Annotated in this window: 15 protein-coding genes and 1 pseudogene; 10 read left to right on the forward strand and 6 right to left on the reverse strand. The window is 66.7% G+C overall.

Annotation, left to right across the window (positions count from 1 at the left end; all coding sequences use genetic code 11):
* Positions 1-49 precede the first annotated feature (49 nt).
* Positions 50-982, reverse strand: coding sequence for a methionyl-tRNA formyltransferase (gene fmt / locus AS93_RS0100005; protein WP_027588659.1), 933 nt, complete (start codon positions 980-982; stop codon positions 50-52).
* A 50-nt stretch (positions 983-1,032) separates the two neighbouring features.
* Positions 1,033-1,539, reverse strand: coding sequence for a peptide deformylase (gene def / locus AS93_RS0100010; protein WP_027588660.1), 507 nt, complete (start codon positions 1,537-1,539; stop codon positions 1,033-1,035).
* Between the two features lie 150 nt (positions 1,540-1,689).
* Between def and AS93_RS0100015 the strand changes: the two genes are divergently transcribed.
* From AS93_RS0100015 to AS93_RS0100025, 3 genes are all read left to right on the forward strand, one after another.
* Entirely contained in the window at positions 1,690-2,715 is a 1,026-nt protein-coding gene (locus tag AS93_RS0100015) for a LysM peptidoglycan-binding domain-containing protein (protein ID WP_027588661.1), read from the forward strand.
* 233 nt (positions 2,716-2,948) lie between these two features.
* Positions 2,949-4,052, forward strand: coding sequence for a DNA-processing protein DprA (gene dprA, locus AS93_RS0100020; protein WP_027588662.1), 1,104 nt, complete (start codon positions 2,949-2,951; stop codon positions 4,050-4,052).
* A 70-nt stretch (positions 4,053-4,122) separates the two neighbouring features.
* On the forward strand, positions 4,123-4,680 hold the full coding sequence (locus tag AS93_RS0100025) for a Sua5/YciO/YrdC/YwlC family protein (RefSeq protein WP_027588663.1): 558 nt from the start codon (positions 4,123-4,125) through the stop codon (positions 4,678-4,680).
* 179 nt (positions 4,681-4,859) lie between these two features.
* Here the strand turns inward: AS93_RS0100025 and AS93_RS0100030 are convergent, their stop codons facing one another.
* Positions 4,860-5,837: an NADPH:quinone reductase gene (locus AS93_RS0100030; RefSeq protein WP_027588664.1), complete on the reverse strand. Its 978-nt coding sequence runs from the start codon at positions 5,835-5,837 to the stop codon at positions 4,860-4,862.
* Between the two features lie 112 nt (positions 5,838-5,949).
* Here AS93_RS0100030 and hemF point away from each other — a divergent pair, with 112 nt between their 5' ends.
* Positions 5,950-6,861, forward strand: a complete 912-nt coding sequence (hemF, locus tag AS93_RS0100035; protein ID WP_027588665.1) for an oxygen-dependent coproporphyrinogen oxidase — start codon at positions 5,950-5,952, stop codon at positions 6,859-6,861.
* Positions 6,862-6,934: 73 nt separating this feature from the next.
* The gene (gene aroE / locus AS93_RS0100040) at positions 6,935-7,750 is read left to right on the forward strand and encodes a shikimate dehydrogenase (protein WP_027588666.1); all 816 of its coding nucleotides are present in this window, start codon (positions 6,935-6,937) and stop codon (positions 7,748-7,750) included.
* Here the strand turns inward: aroE and AS93_RS18455 are convergent.
* Complete coding sequence (locus AS93_RS18455; protein WP_051587286.1) at positions 7,723-8,067, reverse strand: hypothetical protein; 345 nt, start codon at positions 8,065-8,067, stop codon at positions 7,723-7,725. The genes aroE and AS93_RS18455 overlap by 28 nt on opposite strands.
* A gap of 200 nt (positions 8,068-8,267) precedes the next feature.
* Here AS93_RS18455 and AS93_RS0100050 point away from each other — a divergent pair, with 200 nt between their 5' ends.
* A complete protein-coding gene (locus tag AS93_RS0100050; protein WP_155956088.1) occupies positions 8,268-11,141 on the forward strand; it encodes an autotransporter outer membrane beta-barrel domain-containing protein in 2,874 nt (957 codons plus the stop codon).
* Positions 11,142-11,241: 100 nt separating this feature from the next.
* Here the strand turns inward: AS93_RS0100050 and trpA are convergent, their stop codons facing one another.
* Together trpA and trpB are read right to left on the reverse strand one after the other, a co-directional pair.
* Positions 11,242-12,051 carry a tryptophan synthase subunit alpha gene (gene trpA, locus AS93_RS0100055; protein ID WP_027588668.1) on the reverse strand — a complete coding sequence of 270 codons (810 nt, stop codon included), beginning with the start codon at positions 12,049-12,051 and terminating at the stop codon, positions 11,242-11,244.
* The gene (gene trpB, locus AS93_RS0100060) at positions 12,048-13,259 is read right to left on the reverse strand and encodes a tryptophan synthase subunit beta (RefSeq protein ID WP_027588669.1); all 1,212 of its coding nucleotides are present in this window, start codon (positions 13,257-13,259) and stop codon (positions 12,048-12,050) included. Before trpB ends, trpA begins: the two co-directional genes overlap by 4 nt.
* Positions 13,260-13,368: 109 nt before the next feature.
* Between trpB and AS93_RS0100065 the strand changes: the two genes are divergently transcribed.
* The 4 genes and pseudogenes from AS93_RS0100065 (at position 13,369) to AS93_RS0100080 (ending at position 17,037) form a co-directional block, all read left to right on the forward strand.
* Positions 13,369-14,253 (forward strand): LysR family transcriptional regulator, encoded by an 885-nt coding sequence (locus AS93_RS0100065; RefSeq protein ID WP_027588670.1) that lies wholly within the window; start codon positions 13,369-13,371, stop codon positions 14,251-14,253.
* A gap of 107 nt (positions 14,254-14,360) precedes the next feature.
* Complete coding sequence (locus AS93_RS0100070) at positions 14,361-14,576, forward strand: dodecin (RefSeq protein ID WP_027588671.1); 216 nt, start codon at positions 14,361-14,363, stop codon at positions 14,574-14,576.
* Positions 14,577-14,586: 10 nt separating this feature from the next.
* A pseudogene (locus AS93_RS21015) lies at positions 14,587-14,805 on the forward strand (DUF1161 domain-containing protein); the annotation flags it as partial.
* Positions 14,806-14,940: 135 nt separating this feature from the next.
* On the forward strand, positions 14,941-17,037 hold the full coding sequence (locus tag AS93_RS0100080) for an acyltransferase family protein (RefSeq protein WP_027588672.1): 2,097 nt from the start codon (positions 14,941-14,943) through the stop codon (positions 17,035-17,037).
* Positions 17,038-17,042: the final 5 nt, after the last annotated feature.

Raw genomic sequence — 17,042 nt, forward strand, 5'->3', positions numbered from 1 at the left:
CGGCCCTGCAGGACGGCCGCCAGGGCCTGGGCGGCCGCCAGGCGCGGGTTCATGCGCCGAACACCAGGCCGGCGGCGAACTGCTCGCGGCGGCTGTTGTACAGGTCGCTGAAAGCCAGCGGCTTGCCGCCCGGCAACTGCAGGCGGGTGAGCAGCAGCGCACCCTGGCCGCAGGCCACGCGCAGGCCGTCCTTGCCGGCGTCGAGAATCGTGCCCGGCGCGCCGCTGCCGTCAGCGAGCTGTGCCGCATGCACCTTCACCGCTTCGCCGGACAGGCCGCTGTGGCAGATCGGCCACGGATGCAGCGCGCGGATCTGCCGCTCCAGGTCGACGGCCGGACGGCTCCAGTCCAGACGCGCCTCGTCCTTGCTGAGCTTGTGGGCATAGCAGGCCAGCGCATCGTCCTGTGCTTGTCCCTTGAGCGTACCGGCCTCCAGGCCGTCGACGGCCTCGACGATGGCGCGCGCGCCCAGTTCGGCCAGGCGGTCATGCAGCGTGCCGCCGGTATCCTCGGCGCTGATCGGCGTGGTCACCTTGAGCAGCATCGGCCCGGTATCCAGGCCGGCTTCCATCTGCATCACCGTCACGCCCGATTCGGCATCACCGGCTTCCACCGCGCGCTGGATCGGCGCCGCACCACGCCAGCGCGGCAGCAGCGAAGCGTGGCTGTTGATGCAGCCCAGGCGCGGAGTATCCAGCACGGCCTGCGGCAGGATCAGTCCATAGGCGACCACCACCATCAGGTCGGGTTGCAGGGCGGCCAGTTCCGCCTGGGCGGCCGGATCACGCAGCGTCTGCGGCTGATAAACCGGGATGTTGTGGGTCATCGCCAGTTGCTTGACCGGGCTGGGCATCAGCTTTTGGCCGCGGCCGGCCGGGCGATCGGGCTGGGTGTAGACGGCCACCACCTGGCGGCCTGCCTCAAGCAGGGCCCGCAGGTGCTGGGCGGCGAATTCGGGAGTGCCGGCGAAGACGATACGCATGGGAGCTCACTGACGAAAAAGGCTTGCCGAAGCAAGCCTTTGGGTTCGGATCACGCCTGCTGGCGGTGTTGTTTTTCCAGCTTCTTCTTGATGCGGTCGCGCTTGAGCTGCGACAGGTAATCGACGAAGAGCTTGCCGTTGAGGTGGTCGCACTCGTGCTGGATGCACACCGCCAGGAGGCCTTCGGCGATCAGCTCGTAGGGCTGGCCGTCGCGGTCCAGCGCCTTGATCTTCACCTTCTGCGGGCGATCGACGTTCTCATAGAAGCCGGGCACCGACAGACAGCCTTCCTGGTACTGGTCCATCTCGTCAGTCAGCGGCTCGAACTCCGGGTTGATGAAGACCCGGGGCTCGGACTTGTCCTCGGACAAATCCATGACCACCACGCGCTTGTGTACGTTCACCTGGGTTGCCGCCAGGCCGATGCCGGGAGCGGCATACATGGTCTCGAACATGTCGTCGACCAGCTGACGAATGCTGTCATCGACCACCTCCACCGGCTTGGCGAGGGTGCGCAGCCGCGGATCGGGGAATTCGAGGATGTTGAGAATGGCCATAAGCGTTTGTGAAACAGGTATGCAATTGGAAAAAGGCCCACTGCTAAGATCCGGCAGCGGTGCAAAAGTGCCTGCAAACCACGGTTTTCAAGGGTTTGAAGCGAGGTCGGGCAGTTTTGCGCGGAGCCACATCATAAAGGGATTCAGCCCATGAGGAAAACACTACTCGCCCTGCTGCTGCTGGCCGGTGGCGGCCTGGCCCAGGCCCAGGTTGAGCTGCGCGACGGACATCCGGAGCGCTACACGGTCGTCAAGGGCGATACCCTGTGGGATATCTCCGCGCGGTTTCTCGACCGACCCTGGAAATGGCCGCAGATCTGGCACGTGAATCCGCAGGTGGAGAACCCCCACCTCATCTATCCGGGCGATGTGCTCAGCCTGGTGTATGTGGATGGTCAGCCGCGCCTGACCCTGGAGCGCGGCACCTCGCGCGGTACGGTCAAGCTGTCCCCGCAGGTGCGCAGTACCCCGTTGATCGAGGCGATCGCGCCGATTCCGCTGGAAGCGATCAACAGCTTCCTGCTGGCCAACCGCATCGTCGACAGCGCGGAGGATTTCGAGCGCGCACCCTACATAGTCGCCGGCAACGCCGAACGCGTGATCAGCGGCAAGGACGATCGCGTCTACGCCCGCGGACGCTTCCCCAATGGCGAGCCGGTGTACGGCATCTATCGCCAGGGCCGCACCTACATCGATCCGGTCACCCGGGAAGTGCTGGGCATCAATGCCGACGACATCGGCACCGGCCAGCGCATCGGCGAGGAGGGCGACATCACCACCCTGCGTCTGACCCGCTCCACCCAGGAAATCCGCATCGCCGACCGGCTGTTTTCCACCGAGGAACGCACCCTCACCTCCTCCTTCGTGCCCAGCGAGCCATTGCAGACCATCGACGGGCTGATCCTCGACGTGCCGCGCGGCGTGACGCAGATCGGCCAATACGACGTGGTCACCCTCAACAAGGGCCGTCGCGACGGCCTGAGCGAGGGCAACGTGCTGGCCGTCTACAAGACCGGCGAAACGGTGCGCGACCGCCTCACCGGCGAGCAGGTCAAGATTCCCGATGAGCGCGCCGGCCTGCTGATGGTGTTCCGCGCCTACGACAAGCTCAGCTACGGTCTGATCCTGCAGGCCACCCGGCAGATGGCGGTGCTCGACAAGATTCGCAATCCCTGACCCGGTTCCAGGGATCACCCAGCCGCTCTCGCCCCCTGGCAGAGCGGCTTTTTTGTGCCCTTTCGTGGCCGCCGTGGTGGCCAACGCGGAGCGTTGACCACCTTACGATCACCGGTGCCCCGCCGTGTAGGACGTATAACGCAGTGCTTGGCCGCCGAAACGGTGTGCACAGGGCGTCGGCCGTTACCCGCGGCTATCCTTGCAGCCTTTCCGAGCCGATCAGGGACGATCGCATGAACCACCTGACCTCGCCTGCCGAATTGGAAGCGCGTCTGCGTCTGCACGCCTTGCCGGAACTGGGCCCGCGTCGTTTCCGGCGCCTGTTGCAGGCCTTCGAAACCGCCAGTGCCGCCCTTAGCGCACCGGCCTCCGCCTGGCGCGCACTGGGGCTGCCGGCGGTGTGCGCGGAAGCGCGTCGCAGCGCGTTGGTGCGCCAGTCTGCGCAGGACGCTCTGACCTGGCTGCAGCAGCCCGACCAGCACCTGCTGTGCTGGGACCACCCCGGCTATCCGGCGCTGCTCGCCGAGCTGGATGACGCCCCGCCGCTGCTGTTCGTCGCCGGTTATCCGGGGCTGCTGGAGCGTCCGCAGCTGGCCATCGTCGGCAGCCGGAACGCCTCGCGGCCGGGGCTGGAATGTGCCGGCCGTTTCGCCCGGGAACTGGCCGGTGGCGGTTTCGTGGTCACCAGCGGGCTGGCGCTGGGCATCGACGGTGCCGCCCACGAGGGCGCGCTGCAGGCGGGCGGCGGAACCATCGGCGTGCTCGGCTCCGGGCTGCTGCGCCTCTACCCCGCCCGACATCGGCGTCTCGCCGAACGCATGCGCGCCGAGGGCGGCGCGCTGGTTTCCGAACAGCCGCTGGATGCGCCACCGCTGCCGGCCAATTTTCCCCGCCGCAATCGCATCATCAGTGGGCTGTCGCTGGGAGTGCTGGTGATCGAGGCGAGTCCTTCCAGTGGTTCGCTGATTACTGCGCGACTGGCTGCGGATCAGGGGCGTGAGGTGTTCGCCGTGCCGGGTTCGATTCACCATCCGGGCGCGCGCGGCTGCCATCAGTTGATCCGCGACGGCGCCAGCCTGGTGGAAAGCGTCGATGACATCCTCCAGCAACTGCGCGGCTGGCAGCGACTTGCGCCTGTCGCTCCGTCTGGCGCGCAGTCGGCCGAACAGAAGCAGCATCCGCTGCTTGCCCTGCTGTGGGCCGCCCCGCACAGCAGCGAGGCGCTGGCGGTGGCCAGTGGCTGGCCGATGGCGCGGGTGCTGGCCGAGCTGACCGAGCTGGAGATCGATGGCCGGGTGGCCTGTCAGGCGGGCATCTGGAGCGGGCTGGCCAAATAGCGGCGCAGCGCAACGCGGACGGGCGCTTGCGGTACACTGCGCGCCCGGTTTTTTCGGTAGAGCGAGTGGCATGAACAGCAGTTGGCGCATCCGCCAGGTGGCGGGCGTGGTGAAGGGTGGCGGGGTGATCGCCTATCCGACCGAAGCGGTCTGGGGCTTGGGGTGCGATCCCTGGAACGAGGCGGCGGTGCGCCGTCTGCTGGCCCTCAAGTCGCGACCCATGCACAAGGGGCTGATCCTGGTGGCCGCCCGCGCCACCCAGTTCGATTTCCTGCTCAACGACCTGCCCGGCGAATGGCTGCTGCGCCTGGCCGATTCCTGGCCGGGTCCGAACACTTGGCTGGTGCCCCATCAGAACCGCCTGCCCGCCTGGATCACCGGGCGGCATGCCACCGTGGCGCTGCGGGTCAGCGACCATCCGCTGGTGCGGGCCCTGTGCGCCCACACCGGCCCGCTGGTCTCCACTTCCGCCAATCCGGCCGGGCGTCCTTCGGCGCGCAGCCGCCTGCGCGTCGAACAGTACTTCCACAACCAGCTGGATGGCCTGCTGGGTGGCGAGCTGGGCGGTCGGCGCAATCCAAGCCTGATCCGCGATCTGGCCACCGGCAAGGTGATCCGCCCGTCCTGAGCGGTACGCCTCCCGCCGCGCACGTTCCGTAGCGGTCAGCGCTGTTCTGGTCGCCGAGGCGCGCCGGGCCGGCGCGTTGGTGGACAAGGAAAACGTTGTCCACCCTACGGTTGCACGGAACCTCTGGGAGCAGCTTCAGCCGCGATGGATGCCAACGGCTTCCCCCCCTTCGCCAACGACTACGGCAGCAGGATGGTCGACCCCACCGTCTCCCCCGCCGCCAGCGCCCGCTGCGCCTCGGCGGCATCAGCCAGCGCATAGCGCTGGCTGATTTCCACCTGGATCTGGCCGCGGGTGATCATGCCGAACAGCTCGTCGGCCATCGCCTGCAAGCGGTCCGGAGTGTTGGCGTAGCCGGCCAGGGTCGGACGGGTGACGTACAGCGATCCCTTCTGCGCCAGCACGCCCAGGTTGACGCCGCTCACCGCACCGGAGGCATTGCCGAAGCTGACCAGCAGGCCGCGCGGCGCCACACAGTCCAGGGAGATTTCCCAGGTGGACTTGCCCACCGAGTCGTAGACCACCGGGCACTTGGCGCCGCCGGTCAGCTCCAGCACGCGCTGACGGATGTCCTCGCGGCTGCGGTCGATGGTCGCCCAGGCGCCTAGTGCCTTGGCGCGCTCGGCCTTTTCCGCCGAACCGACCACACCGATCAGCTTGGCGCCGATGGCCCTGGCCCACTGGCAGGCCAGCGAACCCACGCCACCGGCGGCGGCGTGGAACAGGCAGAACTCGCCCGGCTGCAGTTCGTGGGTCTGGCGCAGCAGGTATTGCACGGTCAGCCCCTTGAGCATCACGGCGGCGGCTTGCTCGAAGGAGATGGCCTCCGGCAGTTTGACCAGCTTGTCGGCCGGCAGCACATGCAGCTCGCTGTAGGCGCCCAGCGGGCCGGTGGCGTAGGCGACCCGGTCGCCGACCTTGAAGCCGGTCACCGCGCTGCCCAGCGCCTCCACCTCGCCGGCACCTTCGGTGCCCAGGCTGGACGGCAGCGCCGGCGGCGCGTACAGCCCGCTGCGGAAATAGGTGTCGATAAAGTTCAGACCGATGGCGCGGTTGCGTACCCGCACTTCATGGGGGCCGGGCGCGGCGGGCGTGTAGTCGCGGTATTCAAGCACCTCGGGGCCGCCGTGGGCGCTGAACTGGATACGCTTGGCCATTCTGGATCTCCACAGGAAAAGCGCCTATCGAAACCCTCCCCGACACCGGCGTCAACCGCGCGGATGGTATGCTTTCGCGCCTGTTTACCAACTTCGCCAAGGTGCTGGGTTCATGAGTGTCCCGCTCGATGCCGTCAAAGCCTACCTGCTCGACCTGCAGGATCGTATCTGTGCCGCGCTGGAGGCCGAGGACGGCCGCGCGCGCTTCGTCGAGGACGCCTGGCAGCGCCCGGCCGGTGGCGGTGGCCGCACGCGGGTGATCGGTGACGGCTCGCTGATCGAAAAAGGCGGCGTGAACTTCTCCCACGTGTTCGGTGACAACCTGCCGCCGTCGGCCAGCGCCCACCGGCCGGAACTGGCCGGGCGCGGCTTTCAGGCCATGGGCGTGTCGCTGGTCATCCACCCGGATAACCCGCACGTGCCCACCTCCCACGCCAACGTGCGACTGTTCTGCGCCGAGAAGGAAGGCGCCGAGCCGGTGTGGTGGTTCGGCGGCGGCTTCGACCTGACGCCTTACTACGCCCACGAGGAAGACTGCGTGTACTGGCACCGCGTGGCCCGCGACGCCTGCGCGCCGTTCGGCGCGGATGTCTACCCGCGCTTCAAGGAATGGTGCGACCGCTACTTCTTCCTCAAGCATCGCAACGAGCCGCGCGGCATCGGCGGGCTGTTCTTCGACGACCTGAACGACTGGGACTTCGACACCAGCTTCGCCTTCCTGCGCGCCATCGGTGACGCCTATCTGGAGGCCTACCTGCCGATCGTGCAGCGCCGCAAGGCCACGCCGTTCACCGAAGCCCAGAAAGCCTTCCAGGAATACCGGCGCGGCCGCTACGTGGAGTTCAACCTGGTGTTCGACCGTGGCACCCTGTTCGGCCTGCAGTCGGGCGGACGCACCGAGTCGATCCTCATGTCGCTGCCGCCCAAGGTGCGCTGGGGCTACGACTGGCACCCCGAGCCGGGCAGCGAAGAGGCGCGGCTGACCGAGCACTTTCTGACCGCCCGCGACTGGCTGGCGTCCTAGTCGCAGCGTAGGGTGGTCACGGCGTGCCGTGGCCACCGTCGGCCTTTTTCATGTTTGCAGTCTGGAGCCTTTCATGGACCGCTACGGCGTCTTCGGCAACCCCATTGCCCACAGCAAATCGCCGCTGATCCACCGCCTGTTCGCCGAACAGACCGGCCAGGCGCTGACCTACGAGGCACTGCTGGCGCCACTGGATGATTTCGCCGGTTTCGCCCGCGCGTTCTTCCGCAGCGGCCTGGGCGGCAACGTCACCGTGCCGTTCAAGGAAGAGGCGTTTCGCCTGGCCGACACCCTGACCGCGCGCGCGCAGCGCGCCGGCGCGGTGAACACCCTGAAGAAGCTCGACGATGGCCGTCTGCTCGGCGACAACACCGATGGCGCCGGCCTGGTGCGCGACCTGACCCACAACGCCGGTGTTGCCCTGCGCGGCCAGCGCATCCTGATTCTCGGCGCCGGCGGCGCGGTGCGGGGCATCCTCGAACCCTTCCTTGCCGAGCGGCCGGCGGAACTGCTGATCGCCAACCGCACGCCGGCCAAGGCCGAAGCCCTGGCCGAGGCCTTCGCCGACCTCGGCCCGCTGCGCGCCTGTGGGTTCGATTACGCGGGCGAGCCGTTCGACCTGATCGTCAACGGCACCTCGGCCAGCCTGGCCGGCGACGTGCCGCCGATCGATCCGCACCTGATCCGTCCCGGCCATACCCTGTGCTACGACATGATGTACGGCGCCCGGCCAACCGCCTTCAACCAGTGGGCCGCAGACCACGGCGCGGTGACCCGCGACGGCTTGGGCATGCTGGTCGAGCAGGCGGCGGAAGCGTTCTTCCTGTGGCGCGGTGTGCGCCCCCAGGCGGAGCCGGTCCTTCAGATGTTGCGTCGCCAGTTGCTGTAGTGCTCCGGGTGGCGCCGGCAATAGGCATAGCAGCCGATCGCCGCGCCGATCCCCAGCAGCAGCGCCACGCCGGCCAGCGGATGCTGGCGCGCGCAGTCCTGCGCCGCGCGCCCGGCCGCCCGGGTACTGTCCAGCAGATCCCGCGCGTGCCAGTCGCGATCGTGCCAGAGCGTTTCGGCCCGGCTGCGCAAGCCGGACAAGCCATGCTGGCCGCGCAGGTGTTCACGGCTCAGTTCCTCGAGGGCGCGCCGCAGGCGCGTCAGCTCTGCTTCGACGTCGGTCTGGGTCGATGATGAGTGGTTGCCGAACCAGGACATGATGGATCCTCCCGTGAGTGTCAGCTCAACAGACCTGACACCGTCCGGGAGGTGCGACCGGCGGGATGGCCGGTGTCAGCGCCGCCCCACCCAGCCTTTACCGGTGAAGTCAAATTGATATCATTCAGGCGGGCTCCATCCCTACGAGTCGCCGGCTGGCGCATGGATGGTCGTTTAGTTACGCAATTAAGGAACTAGTCGTGACTCCCTCTACCTTCCGCAAGACCCTTCTGACGTTGGCCATCACTGGCTCCGCGCTGTCGGCGCAGGCTCAGACTATTGAGCAACTGAAGCCCTATCTAAATATAAGCAATAACAATTACTGGGCCCTTGACTATGCAGTGAAGGGTGGCCACCAAGGCGAATTCTCTATCGATTGGGATCGAGAGCTAAGTGGCGTGGTAACAGCTCGCGATACGGTGTTCAGCCAGAATCTGAACTTCGACACCAACATCGACGTGCGGGGTAACGGTATCGCCGGGATCGAATTGTGGGACTCTAAGGTTGGCGGCGACCTGACCATCGAGGGCGCAATCAGCGTCAAGGGCGATACAGTCAGCGAGGAATATGAGGACACATACCAGGTTTGGAACCCAGACACGCAGAAATTTGAAACTGTCACCGTAATGGATGTGGATACCTGGGGTGTCTCCGGTGTGGTCGCTGAGGGTGATGAAATCTATGCCACGGACCAGTTTGGAAACACCTTGTGGGGAAGCGTTGTGGGTTACACGTCCGCAGTCGGTGGCACCATCCGCAATAAGGCCTCCATCACTGCCGAGGGCCAACTGGCCATTGGTATGCTGATCTCCGAACACGAAATCGGCGGCGACGTCATCAATGAAGGCAGCATTTCGGTCAAGGGTGAAACCTATCTTGATGAAGGCTCCGATGCGTCCGGCTCCTGGCGCCACGCGGTAGGGGTCACCGCGCTGGTGATCGAAGACTCCTCGCTGGCCGGTGATGTTCGCAACTCCGGCACCATCCGCGCCGAAAGCACCAATGCCACCGGTTTGAGCCTCGACTGGATGACGCTGGAAGGCAAGCTGATCAACGACGGCAGCATCGAGGTTCAGGGCGACTCCGTTGACTCTATTGAAGAGGATGAGACCTACCGGAAAATCGCTGCTGCGGTCACCCTTGATGAGGTTGAGCTTCTGCAGATCCGCAACGGTGAAAAGGGCCGCATTGTTGCGACTGGAAAAGGTAGTGTGGGTCTCGATATCAGCTACACCGCATTTGGCGACACCGGTGAGGAAGCCCATATCGTCAACAGTGGCCTGATTCAGGGCGAACATGCCGCCATTCACATTGGCGAGCAGGTGGAGGCCACCGCACTTCATCAGGTCGAGATCTGGAATAAGGGGGCTATCGTTTCGCAGCGCGCAGCCATCGAGGTGGAAAGCGGCGCGGCCAATGCGTGGTACAGCCCGATGCCGGTCAAACTGCTCTGGGAGCAAGGCACCATCAGCGGTGATTTGCTCGGCCTGAGCAATATTGATGTATTCGGTAACGCGACGTTTAAGCGTGAAGGCAAGACCGACGTGGCCCGTATCAAGCTGGCCCAAGGGGGCGTGCTGGCGGTCGGTGTGCGTGATGAAATAGGTGTTGTCAGCTACCCCGGCCATCTGGAACTGGGCCAGGCACATACCGAACTTGATGGCAGCCTTAAGGTAGCTGGCGATTCCTCTCTGGGCATGACCTTGAGCACCACCACCCAAAAGGACAAGCCGTTGCTGGCGGTGACCGGCAGCGCCGAGTTTGGAGCAGGCTCGCAGATCAAGCTGGCCGCCAAGGGTAGTGACTTCAAGGCCGAAGGCAGCCAGTACACCCTGGTTGAAGCGGGTACTCTGGCCAACAACGGCGTGACGGTGACCAGCAGTTCCACCCTGCTCAAGGTTGATACCTTCAAGGCCGAGGGCAACAGCCTGGTCGCCACCGTGACCGGAAAAGGCCAAGCCGAGATCCAGGACATCATCACCCAGCCGGGCGACAAGGCCGATCAGAGTGCGGTCAACGCCGCCAAGGCGGCCGAGTCGTTTATCGCCGTCCTGGGTGATGCGAACCTGCCGGCGAACGACCCCGTCGCCCAGATCCTTACTGGCGGAACCCTGGAACAGCAGCAGCAGGTCATCCGCCAACTGGCCCCCGAAGTCAGCGGCGCCGCCAGCCAGGCCGCCGTTTCCGGTCAGTCGATGGTCAGTAACGTCGCCTCCGGCCGTACCGGCGGCGCGCGCGGCATGTCCTCCGGCGGCGCCTTCGGGCAAACCGGTGTCTGGGTACAGGTGCTGAACAGCGACGCCACCCAGGACCTGCGCGACGGCGTGGCCGGCTTCGATGCCAGCACCACCGGCATCGCCGTTGGTCTGGATGGCAAGCTGAACGATCAGCTCACCCTGGGGCTGGCCTACAGCTTCCTGGACACCGATGTGGATGCCGAAGGCGGCAACAGGACCGAGGTGCAGGGCCACAACTTCACCCTGTACAGCGGCTTCGTCCAGAACGGCTTCTTCGTGGATGGCAGCCTGACCTACGGTCAGAACGCCAACGAAGGCGAACGTCGTATCGCCAGTACCCTGGCCAAGGCCGACTATGACAGCACCCTGCTAGGCGTGAACCTGACTGCGGGCTACACGTACCCGCTGCAGGGCACCGTAGTGGTCGAGCCGCAGGTCACTGCACGCTACAGCAACGTGGAGATCGACGAGATCGAGGAAACTGGCTCCTCCGCTGCGCTGAACACCAAAAAGCAGCGCTACGAAGTGGGCGAGCTGGGCGCGGGCGTGCAGCTGGTTGGCCGCATCGACCTGGAGCGAGGCAGCATCTCGCCGCGCATCAAGCTGATGGCTTACCACGACCTGATCGCCGACCAGGCTCAAAGCACGTCCAGCTTCGTACTGGGTGGCACGCCGTTCGTCACCACCGGCGCCAAGCCGGAGCGCAACAGCTACGAGGCCGGCCTGGGTGCCGACTACCGTCTGGGCGCACTAACCCTGGGTGTGAGCTACGACTACTTCGGTAAGTCGGATTACAGCTCGGATACCTTCTCGGCCAAGCTGCGTTACGACTTCTGATGAACCCTTACCTACCCTGTGCTTCGGCGCAGGGCAGGCATGAAAAAGCCGCTGCGTCCTCCCGGACGCAGCGGCTTTTTCGTTGCGCTGAAACCGGCGGTCAGCCGCGCGCTCCGCGCACCCCGGCCGCCAGCTCGCTGCACAGCGCCAGCACGTCATGGATGGCCTGCTTCGGTGTGTCGGCCTTGGCTATGCGGTCGACCAGCGCCGAGCCGACCACCACGCCGTCGGCGCGACGGGCCACGTCGGCGGCGTGTTCGGCGGTGCGGATGCCGAAGCCGATGCACAGTGGCAGGTCGGTGTGGCGACGCAGGCGGGCGACGGCTTCGTCGACCTGTTGCATGCTCGCCGAGCCGGCACCGGTGACGCCGGCCACGGAGACGTAGTAGACGAAGCCGGAGCTGCCGTTGAGCACCACCGGCAGGCGCGCATCGTCGGTGGTCGGCGTGGTCAGGCGGATGAAGTCGAGGCCGGCGGCCTGGGCCGGGTCGCACAGGTCGGCGTTGTGCTCCGGAGGCAGGTCGACCACGATCAGGCCATCCACGCCGGCGGCCTTGGCATCCTCGATGAAGCGCGGCACGCCGTAGTGGTGGATCGGGTTGAAGTAGCCCATCAGCACGATCGGCGTGGTCTGGTTGTCCTCGCGGAACTCGCGGACCATCTGCAGGGTTTTCGCCAGGTTTTGGCCATTGCCCAGGGCGCGGATATTGGCCAGCTGGATCGCCGGGCCGTCGGCCATCGGGTCGGTGAACGGCATGCCCAGCTCGATCACGTCGGCGCCGACGTCCGGCAGACCCTTGAGGATGTGCAGGGCGGTGGCGTAGTCCGGGTCGCCGGCGGTCAGGAAGGTCACCAGCGCGGCGCGATTCTGCTGTTTCAGTTCGGCGAAGCGGGTCTGCAGGCGGCTCATGCGCGGGTCTCCTCAAGCTTCAGGTGGTGCATCACGGTCTGCATGTCCTTGTCGCCGCGGCCGGACAGGTTGACCACCATGAGGTGGTCCTTGGGTAGCTGCGGCGCGCGCTTGAACATCTCCGCCAGGGCGTGGGACGACTCCAGCGCCGGGATGATGCCTTCCAGGCGGCAGCACTGGTGGAAGGCGGCCAGCGCCTCGTCGTCGGTGATCGGCACGTACTCGACGCGGCCGATGTCGTGCAGCCAGGCGTGCTCGGGGCCGACGCCCGGGTAGTCCAGGCCGGCGGAAATCGAGTGGGCATCAATGATCTGCCCGTCGTCGTCCTGCAGCAGGAAGGTGCGGTTGCCGTGCAGCACGCCCGGGGTGCCGCCGTTCATGCTGCTGGCGTGCTTGCCGGTGTCGATGCCGTGGCCGGCGGCTTCCACACCGACGATCTGCACCGAGGCGTCATCCAGGAACGGGTGGAACAGGCCGATGGCGTTGGAGCCGCCGCCGATGCAGGCGATCAGGCTATCGGGCAGGCGGCCCTCCTGTTCCTGCATCTGCTGGCGGGTCTCCTTGCCGATGACGGACTGGAAGTCGCGCACCATGGCCGGGTACGGGTGCGGGCCGGCAGCGGTGCCGATCAGGTAGAAGGTGTCGTGCACGTTGGTCACCCAGTCGCGCAGCGCCTCGTTCATGGCGTCCTTGAGGGTGCCGGTGCCGGCGGTGACCGGAATCACCTCGGCGCCGAGCAGCTTCATGCGGAACACGTTGGCCTGCTGCCGGTCGATGTCGGTGGTGCCCATGTACACCACGCACTGCATGCCGAAGCGTGCGGCCACGGTGGCGGTGGCCACGCCGTGCATGCCGGCGCCGGTCTCGGCAATGATGCGCTGCTTGCCCATGCGCTTGGCCAGCAGGATCTGGCCGATGCAGTTGTTGATCTTGTGCGCGCCGGTGTGGTTCAGCTCCTCGCGCTTGAGGTAGATCTTCGCGCCGCCGCAGAACTCGGTGAGGCGTTCGGCGAAGTACAGCGGGCTCGGGCGGCCGATGTAGTCGCGCTGGAAGTAGGCCAGTTCCTTGAGGAACGCCGGATCCTGCTTGGCCTTCTCGTATTCGGCGGCCAGTTCGTGGATCAGCGGCATCAGGGTTTCGGCGACGTACTGGCCGCCGAAGCTGCCGAACAGGCCCTTGGCGTCGGGTCCGTTGCGTAATGAGGTCATGGGTAGGCTCCTGGATTCGAGGGGCGTTGCAGCGATGGTCAGACCTTAACCAATCCCCGATGCCTTAAAAAGCGATAAGATTGCCGCAATTCGTCAGGAAATATCACCTATGACCGCCTCGCTTCCCCCGCTCAATGCCCTGCGCGCCTTCGAGGCCGTGGCGCGCCTAGGTAGCCTGAAACGCGCGGCCGACGAGCTACACGTTACCCATGGGGCGGTCAGTCGGCAGCTCGCCAACCTGGAACAGACCCTCGGCGTGGCACTGCTGGAGAAGGAAGGGCGCGGCGTAAAACTCACCGATGCCGGCGCCCGTCTCGGCGCGGTGGCCAGCGAGGCCTTCGAGCGGCTGGCCACGCTGTGCGCCGAACTGCAGCACCAGGCCAGCGAGGCGCCCTTCGTGCTCGGCTGCCCGGGCAGCCTGCTGGCGCGCTGGTTCATCCCACGCCTGGATCGCCTGCAGCGCGAGCTGCCGGAGTTACGTCTGCAGCTGTCGGCCAGCGAAGGCGAGCTGGACCCGCGCCGCGCCGGCCTGGACGCCACCCTGTGGTTTGCCGAGCCGCCCTGGCCGGCCGATGTTGCCGTGTTCGAGCTGGCCGCCGAGCGCATCGGTCCGGTGCTCAGTCCGCACCATCCCCGGGCGGCGCAATTGGGCGCGGCGCCGCCGGAGGCGCTGCTTGACGAGGCGTTGTTGCACACCGTCTCGCGGCCCCAGGCGTGGCCCACCTGGCTGCGCAGCCAGGGGCTGCAGCCGGGGCAACTGCGCCTTGGCCAGGGGTTCGAGCACCTCTACTACCTGCTGGAAGCTGCGCTGGCCGGCCTGGGCGTGGCCATCGCCCCGCAGCAGCTGGTGGCCGACGACCTGGCCGCCGGCCGTCTGTTGGCGCCCTGGGGCTTCGTGGAGACCCCGGCGCGGCTGGCCCTCTGGGTGCCGCGCCGGCGCCTGGATCGGCGCGCCGAGCGACTGGCCGACTGGTTGCGTGCCGCGCTGGCGTAACGGCAAGGCTTTTCTATGCTGTTCCCCAGCCCATGCGGGCGCACTCATCCAGCGGTCCGCTGTCCATGACCGTACGGGCCAGGGCCCTTCATCAGGAGAGCGGCGACATGTCGGATCATCACACCTACAAGCTGGTCGAGCTGGTCGGCACCTCCCCCACCAGCATCGAAGACGCCATCCAGAGTGCGCTGACCGAGGCGGGCAAGAGTCTGCGCCTGCTGGAATGGTTCGAAGTGGTCAGCACGCGCGGGCACATCGTCAACGGCGCGGTCGGGCATTTCCAGGTGACGCTCAAGGTCGGCTTCCGCATCGCCAACAGCTGAGGAGGCCGCCATGAACCTGTTGCCGATCCTCGGGCTGATGCTGCTAGGCACTGAGCTCCAGGCTGCGTCCAAGCCCTGCGAGGAGCTCAAGGCGGAGATCGCCGCCAAGCTGCAAGCCCGGGGCGTGCATGAATACCAGCTGGAAATCACCAACCCCGGAGGGGCGGTGGGCTGGACCGTGGTCGGGACCTGCGAAGGGGGCAGCAAGGAAATCCTCTATCGGCGCGGCCGCGCCGAACTGCCCGATACGCTGCCGGACGATGAGGACGCCGACACGGCGCCCCTGCCTGAGGATGAGCGGGATGCCGGGCCGACGTCGCTGCCCGAGCCGATCCGGCCGTTGCCCTGATCGGGCGCCCTCGCCATGGCTCACGGAGGAGCGACTGGCAGTGCGGCGGAAGAGCTGATCCAGCGCGGCTATCAGGCGCATTCCGCAACCGACCGACGGGCGCTGCTGCGCCCCTACCAGGACAATCGTTTTCGTGACGACGTGCAGGGCATGCGCGCCCTGGGCGCCCTGCTGATCCTGATATTCCACCTGTGGGTCCACAAGGTATCCGGCGGCGTCGACGTGTTCTTCGTGGTGTCCGGCTACCTGATGGCCGGTCTGCTGCTGCGCCAGGCCGCCAATGGTGGGCGCCTGCGACCGATCGAGTTCTGGGCCGGCGTGGTCAAGCGGGTGGCCCCGGCGGCGTATCTGGTCCTGCTGTGCACCCTGCTGTTTGGCTATCTGTACGTTCCCGCGCCGCTCTGGCGCACCGTGATCGACGACCTGCTGTTCAGCGCCCTGCAGCTGGAGAATCTGCACCTGATGCGCAGCGGCGCGAACTATCTGGATCGCCACATGCCGCCCAGCCCCTTCCAGCAGTTCTGGGCGCTGTCCATGCAGATGCAGTTCTATCTGCTGCTGCCCGGGTTGCTGGGCGTCGCCCTGTGGCTGGCGCGCCGCTTCGGCTCCCGCTGGCCGCTGCTGCTGGTCATCGGCGGCGGGGCCCTGCTCTCCTTCGCCTATGGCCTGTCGGCCACCGAGGCAAACCCGGTGCGCGCCTACTTCAATCCTCTGGCCCGACTCTGGGAGTTTCTCGTCGGTGCCCTGCTGGCGCTGGCCTTGCCCCTGCTCTCGGGGCCCGGCCGCCGGCTGAGCCTGGCGCTGTCTGGCCTGGGGCTGGTCCTGCTGCTGGGCACCGGCGTGTTGGTGCCTCGGGACATGCCGTTCCCGGGCGTGGCCGCGCTGCTGCCGGTGCTGGCCGCCGCCCTGCTGCTGTATGGCGGCGCCCGCCGCGAGGCCTCGGTAATCCAGCGACTGTTGTCCACCCGCCAGCTGGTGTACCTGGGAGGCGTGTCCTTCACCCTCTACCTGTGGCACTGGCCGGTACTGGTCTTCATGCTGCACCTGCACGGGGTCGATCAGGTCAACCTGCCGCAGGGCCTGCTGGTGATCGGGCTGTCGCTGCTGCTGGCCATCCTCACCAGCCTGCTGGTGGAGACACCGGCGCGTCGCATCCCGCGCAACCAGCCCTGGCGCGCCTTCATGCTCGGTGTGCTGTGCCTGATGCCGGTATTCGCGCTCTGGGTAGGGGGCAAGCATGTGATTCTCGACCGGCTGCGCATGGCGGAACAGGGCGGCGAATCCCGGGGCTTCTTCACCGGCAGCCGCATCAGCCTGCAGGACAACGCCCGCAGCGTGTCGCTGGCGCGTTTCATGGGCGTCAAGCGCGACATCAGTCCCGCCGCGCGGGAAAGCTGTGACCGTGGCATGTTCAGCGCCGAGATCATCCTGTGCACCTTCGGCGACCTCGAAGCCGCGCCGCTGGTGGCGCTGGTCGGTGGTTCCCACGCTTCGCAATGGGAGCCGGCCTTCTCGGAGATCGGCCGCCGCTACGGGTTCCGGCTGGTCACCATTGTCATGTCGGCCTGCTCGCTGGGCTATCAGCCGGTGGCGTCGCGCAGCGAGGACTGCCGGCGGTGGAATGCCGGCCTGCTGCCGGTGCTGGCGGCGCTGCGGCCGAACGTGGTGATCACCACCGCGACCCGTTCCTTCTCGCCAGGCCGGGCGGACGCTGTCGAGTTTGTGCCGGACGGGTTGGTGGAAAGTCTGAGGAAGGTCCTGGCACTGGACATCCCGGTGATCGGTATCCGTGACAATCCCTGGTTCCGCCGCGACCCCAGTGCTTGCGTCTGGCAGAACCCGGCGCGCGCCAGCCGCTGTGCGCGGCCGATGCAGGAGGTGCTGCTGGTGGTAAATCCGGCGCGCGCGCTGGAGGAGCGGCTGCCGGGTTTCCACGCCCTGGACCTGAGCCACTTGCTGTGTGTGGACGGGCGCTGTCCGGCGTACTTCGACGGCCACCTGATGTGGCGCGATCGAGACCACCTGACACGCTCCTTCGTCCACTACATGGCTTCGGCCGTGCAGGCGGCGCTCGAAACCCAGGCGCCGGTGCTACCGCGGCGCGGGCCATAGCCGGA

The organism is Pseudomonas sp. RL (assembly GCF_000647775.1).
GTDB lineage: Bacteria > Pseudomonadota > Gammaproteobacteria > Pseudomonadales > Pseudomonadaceae > Serpens > Serpens flexibilis.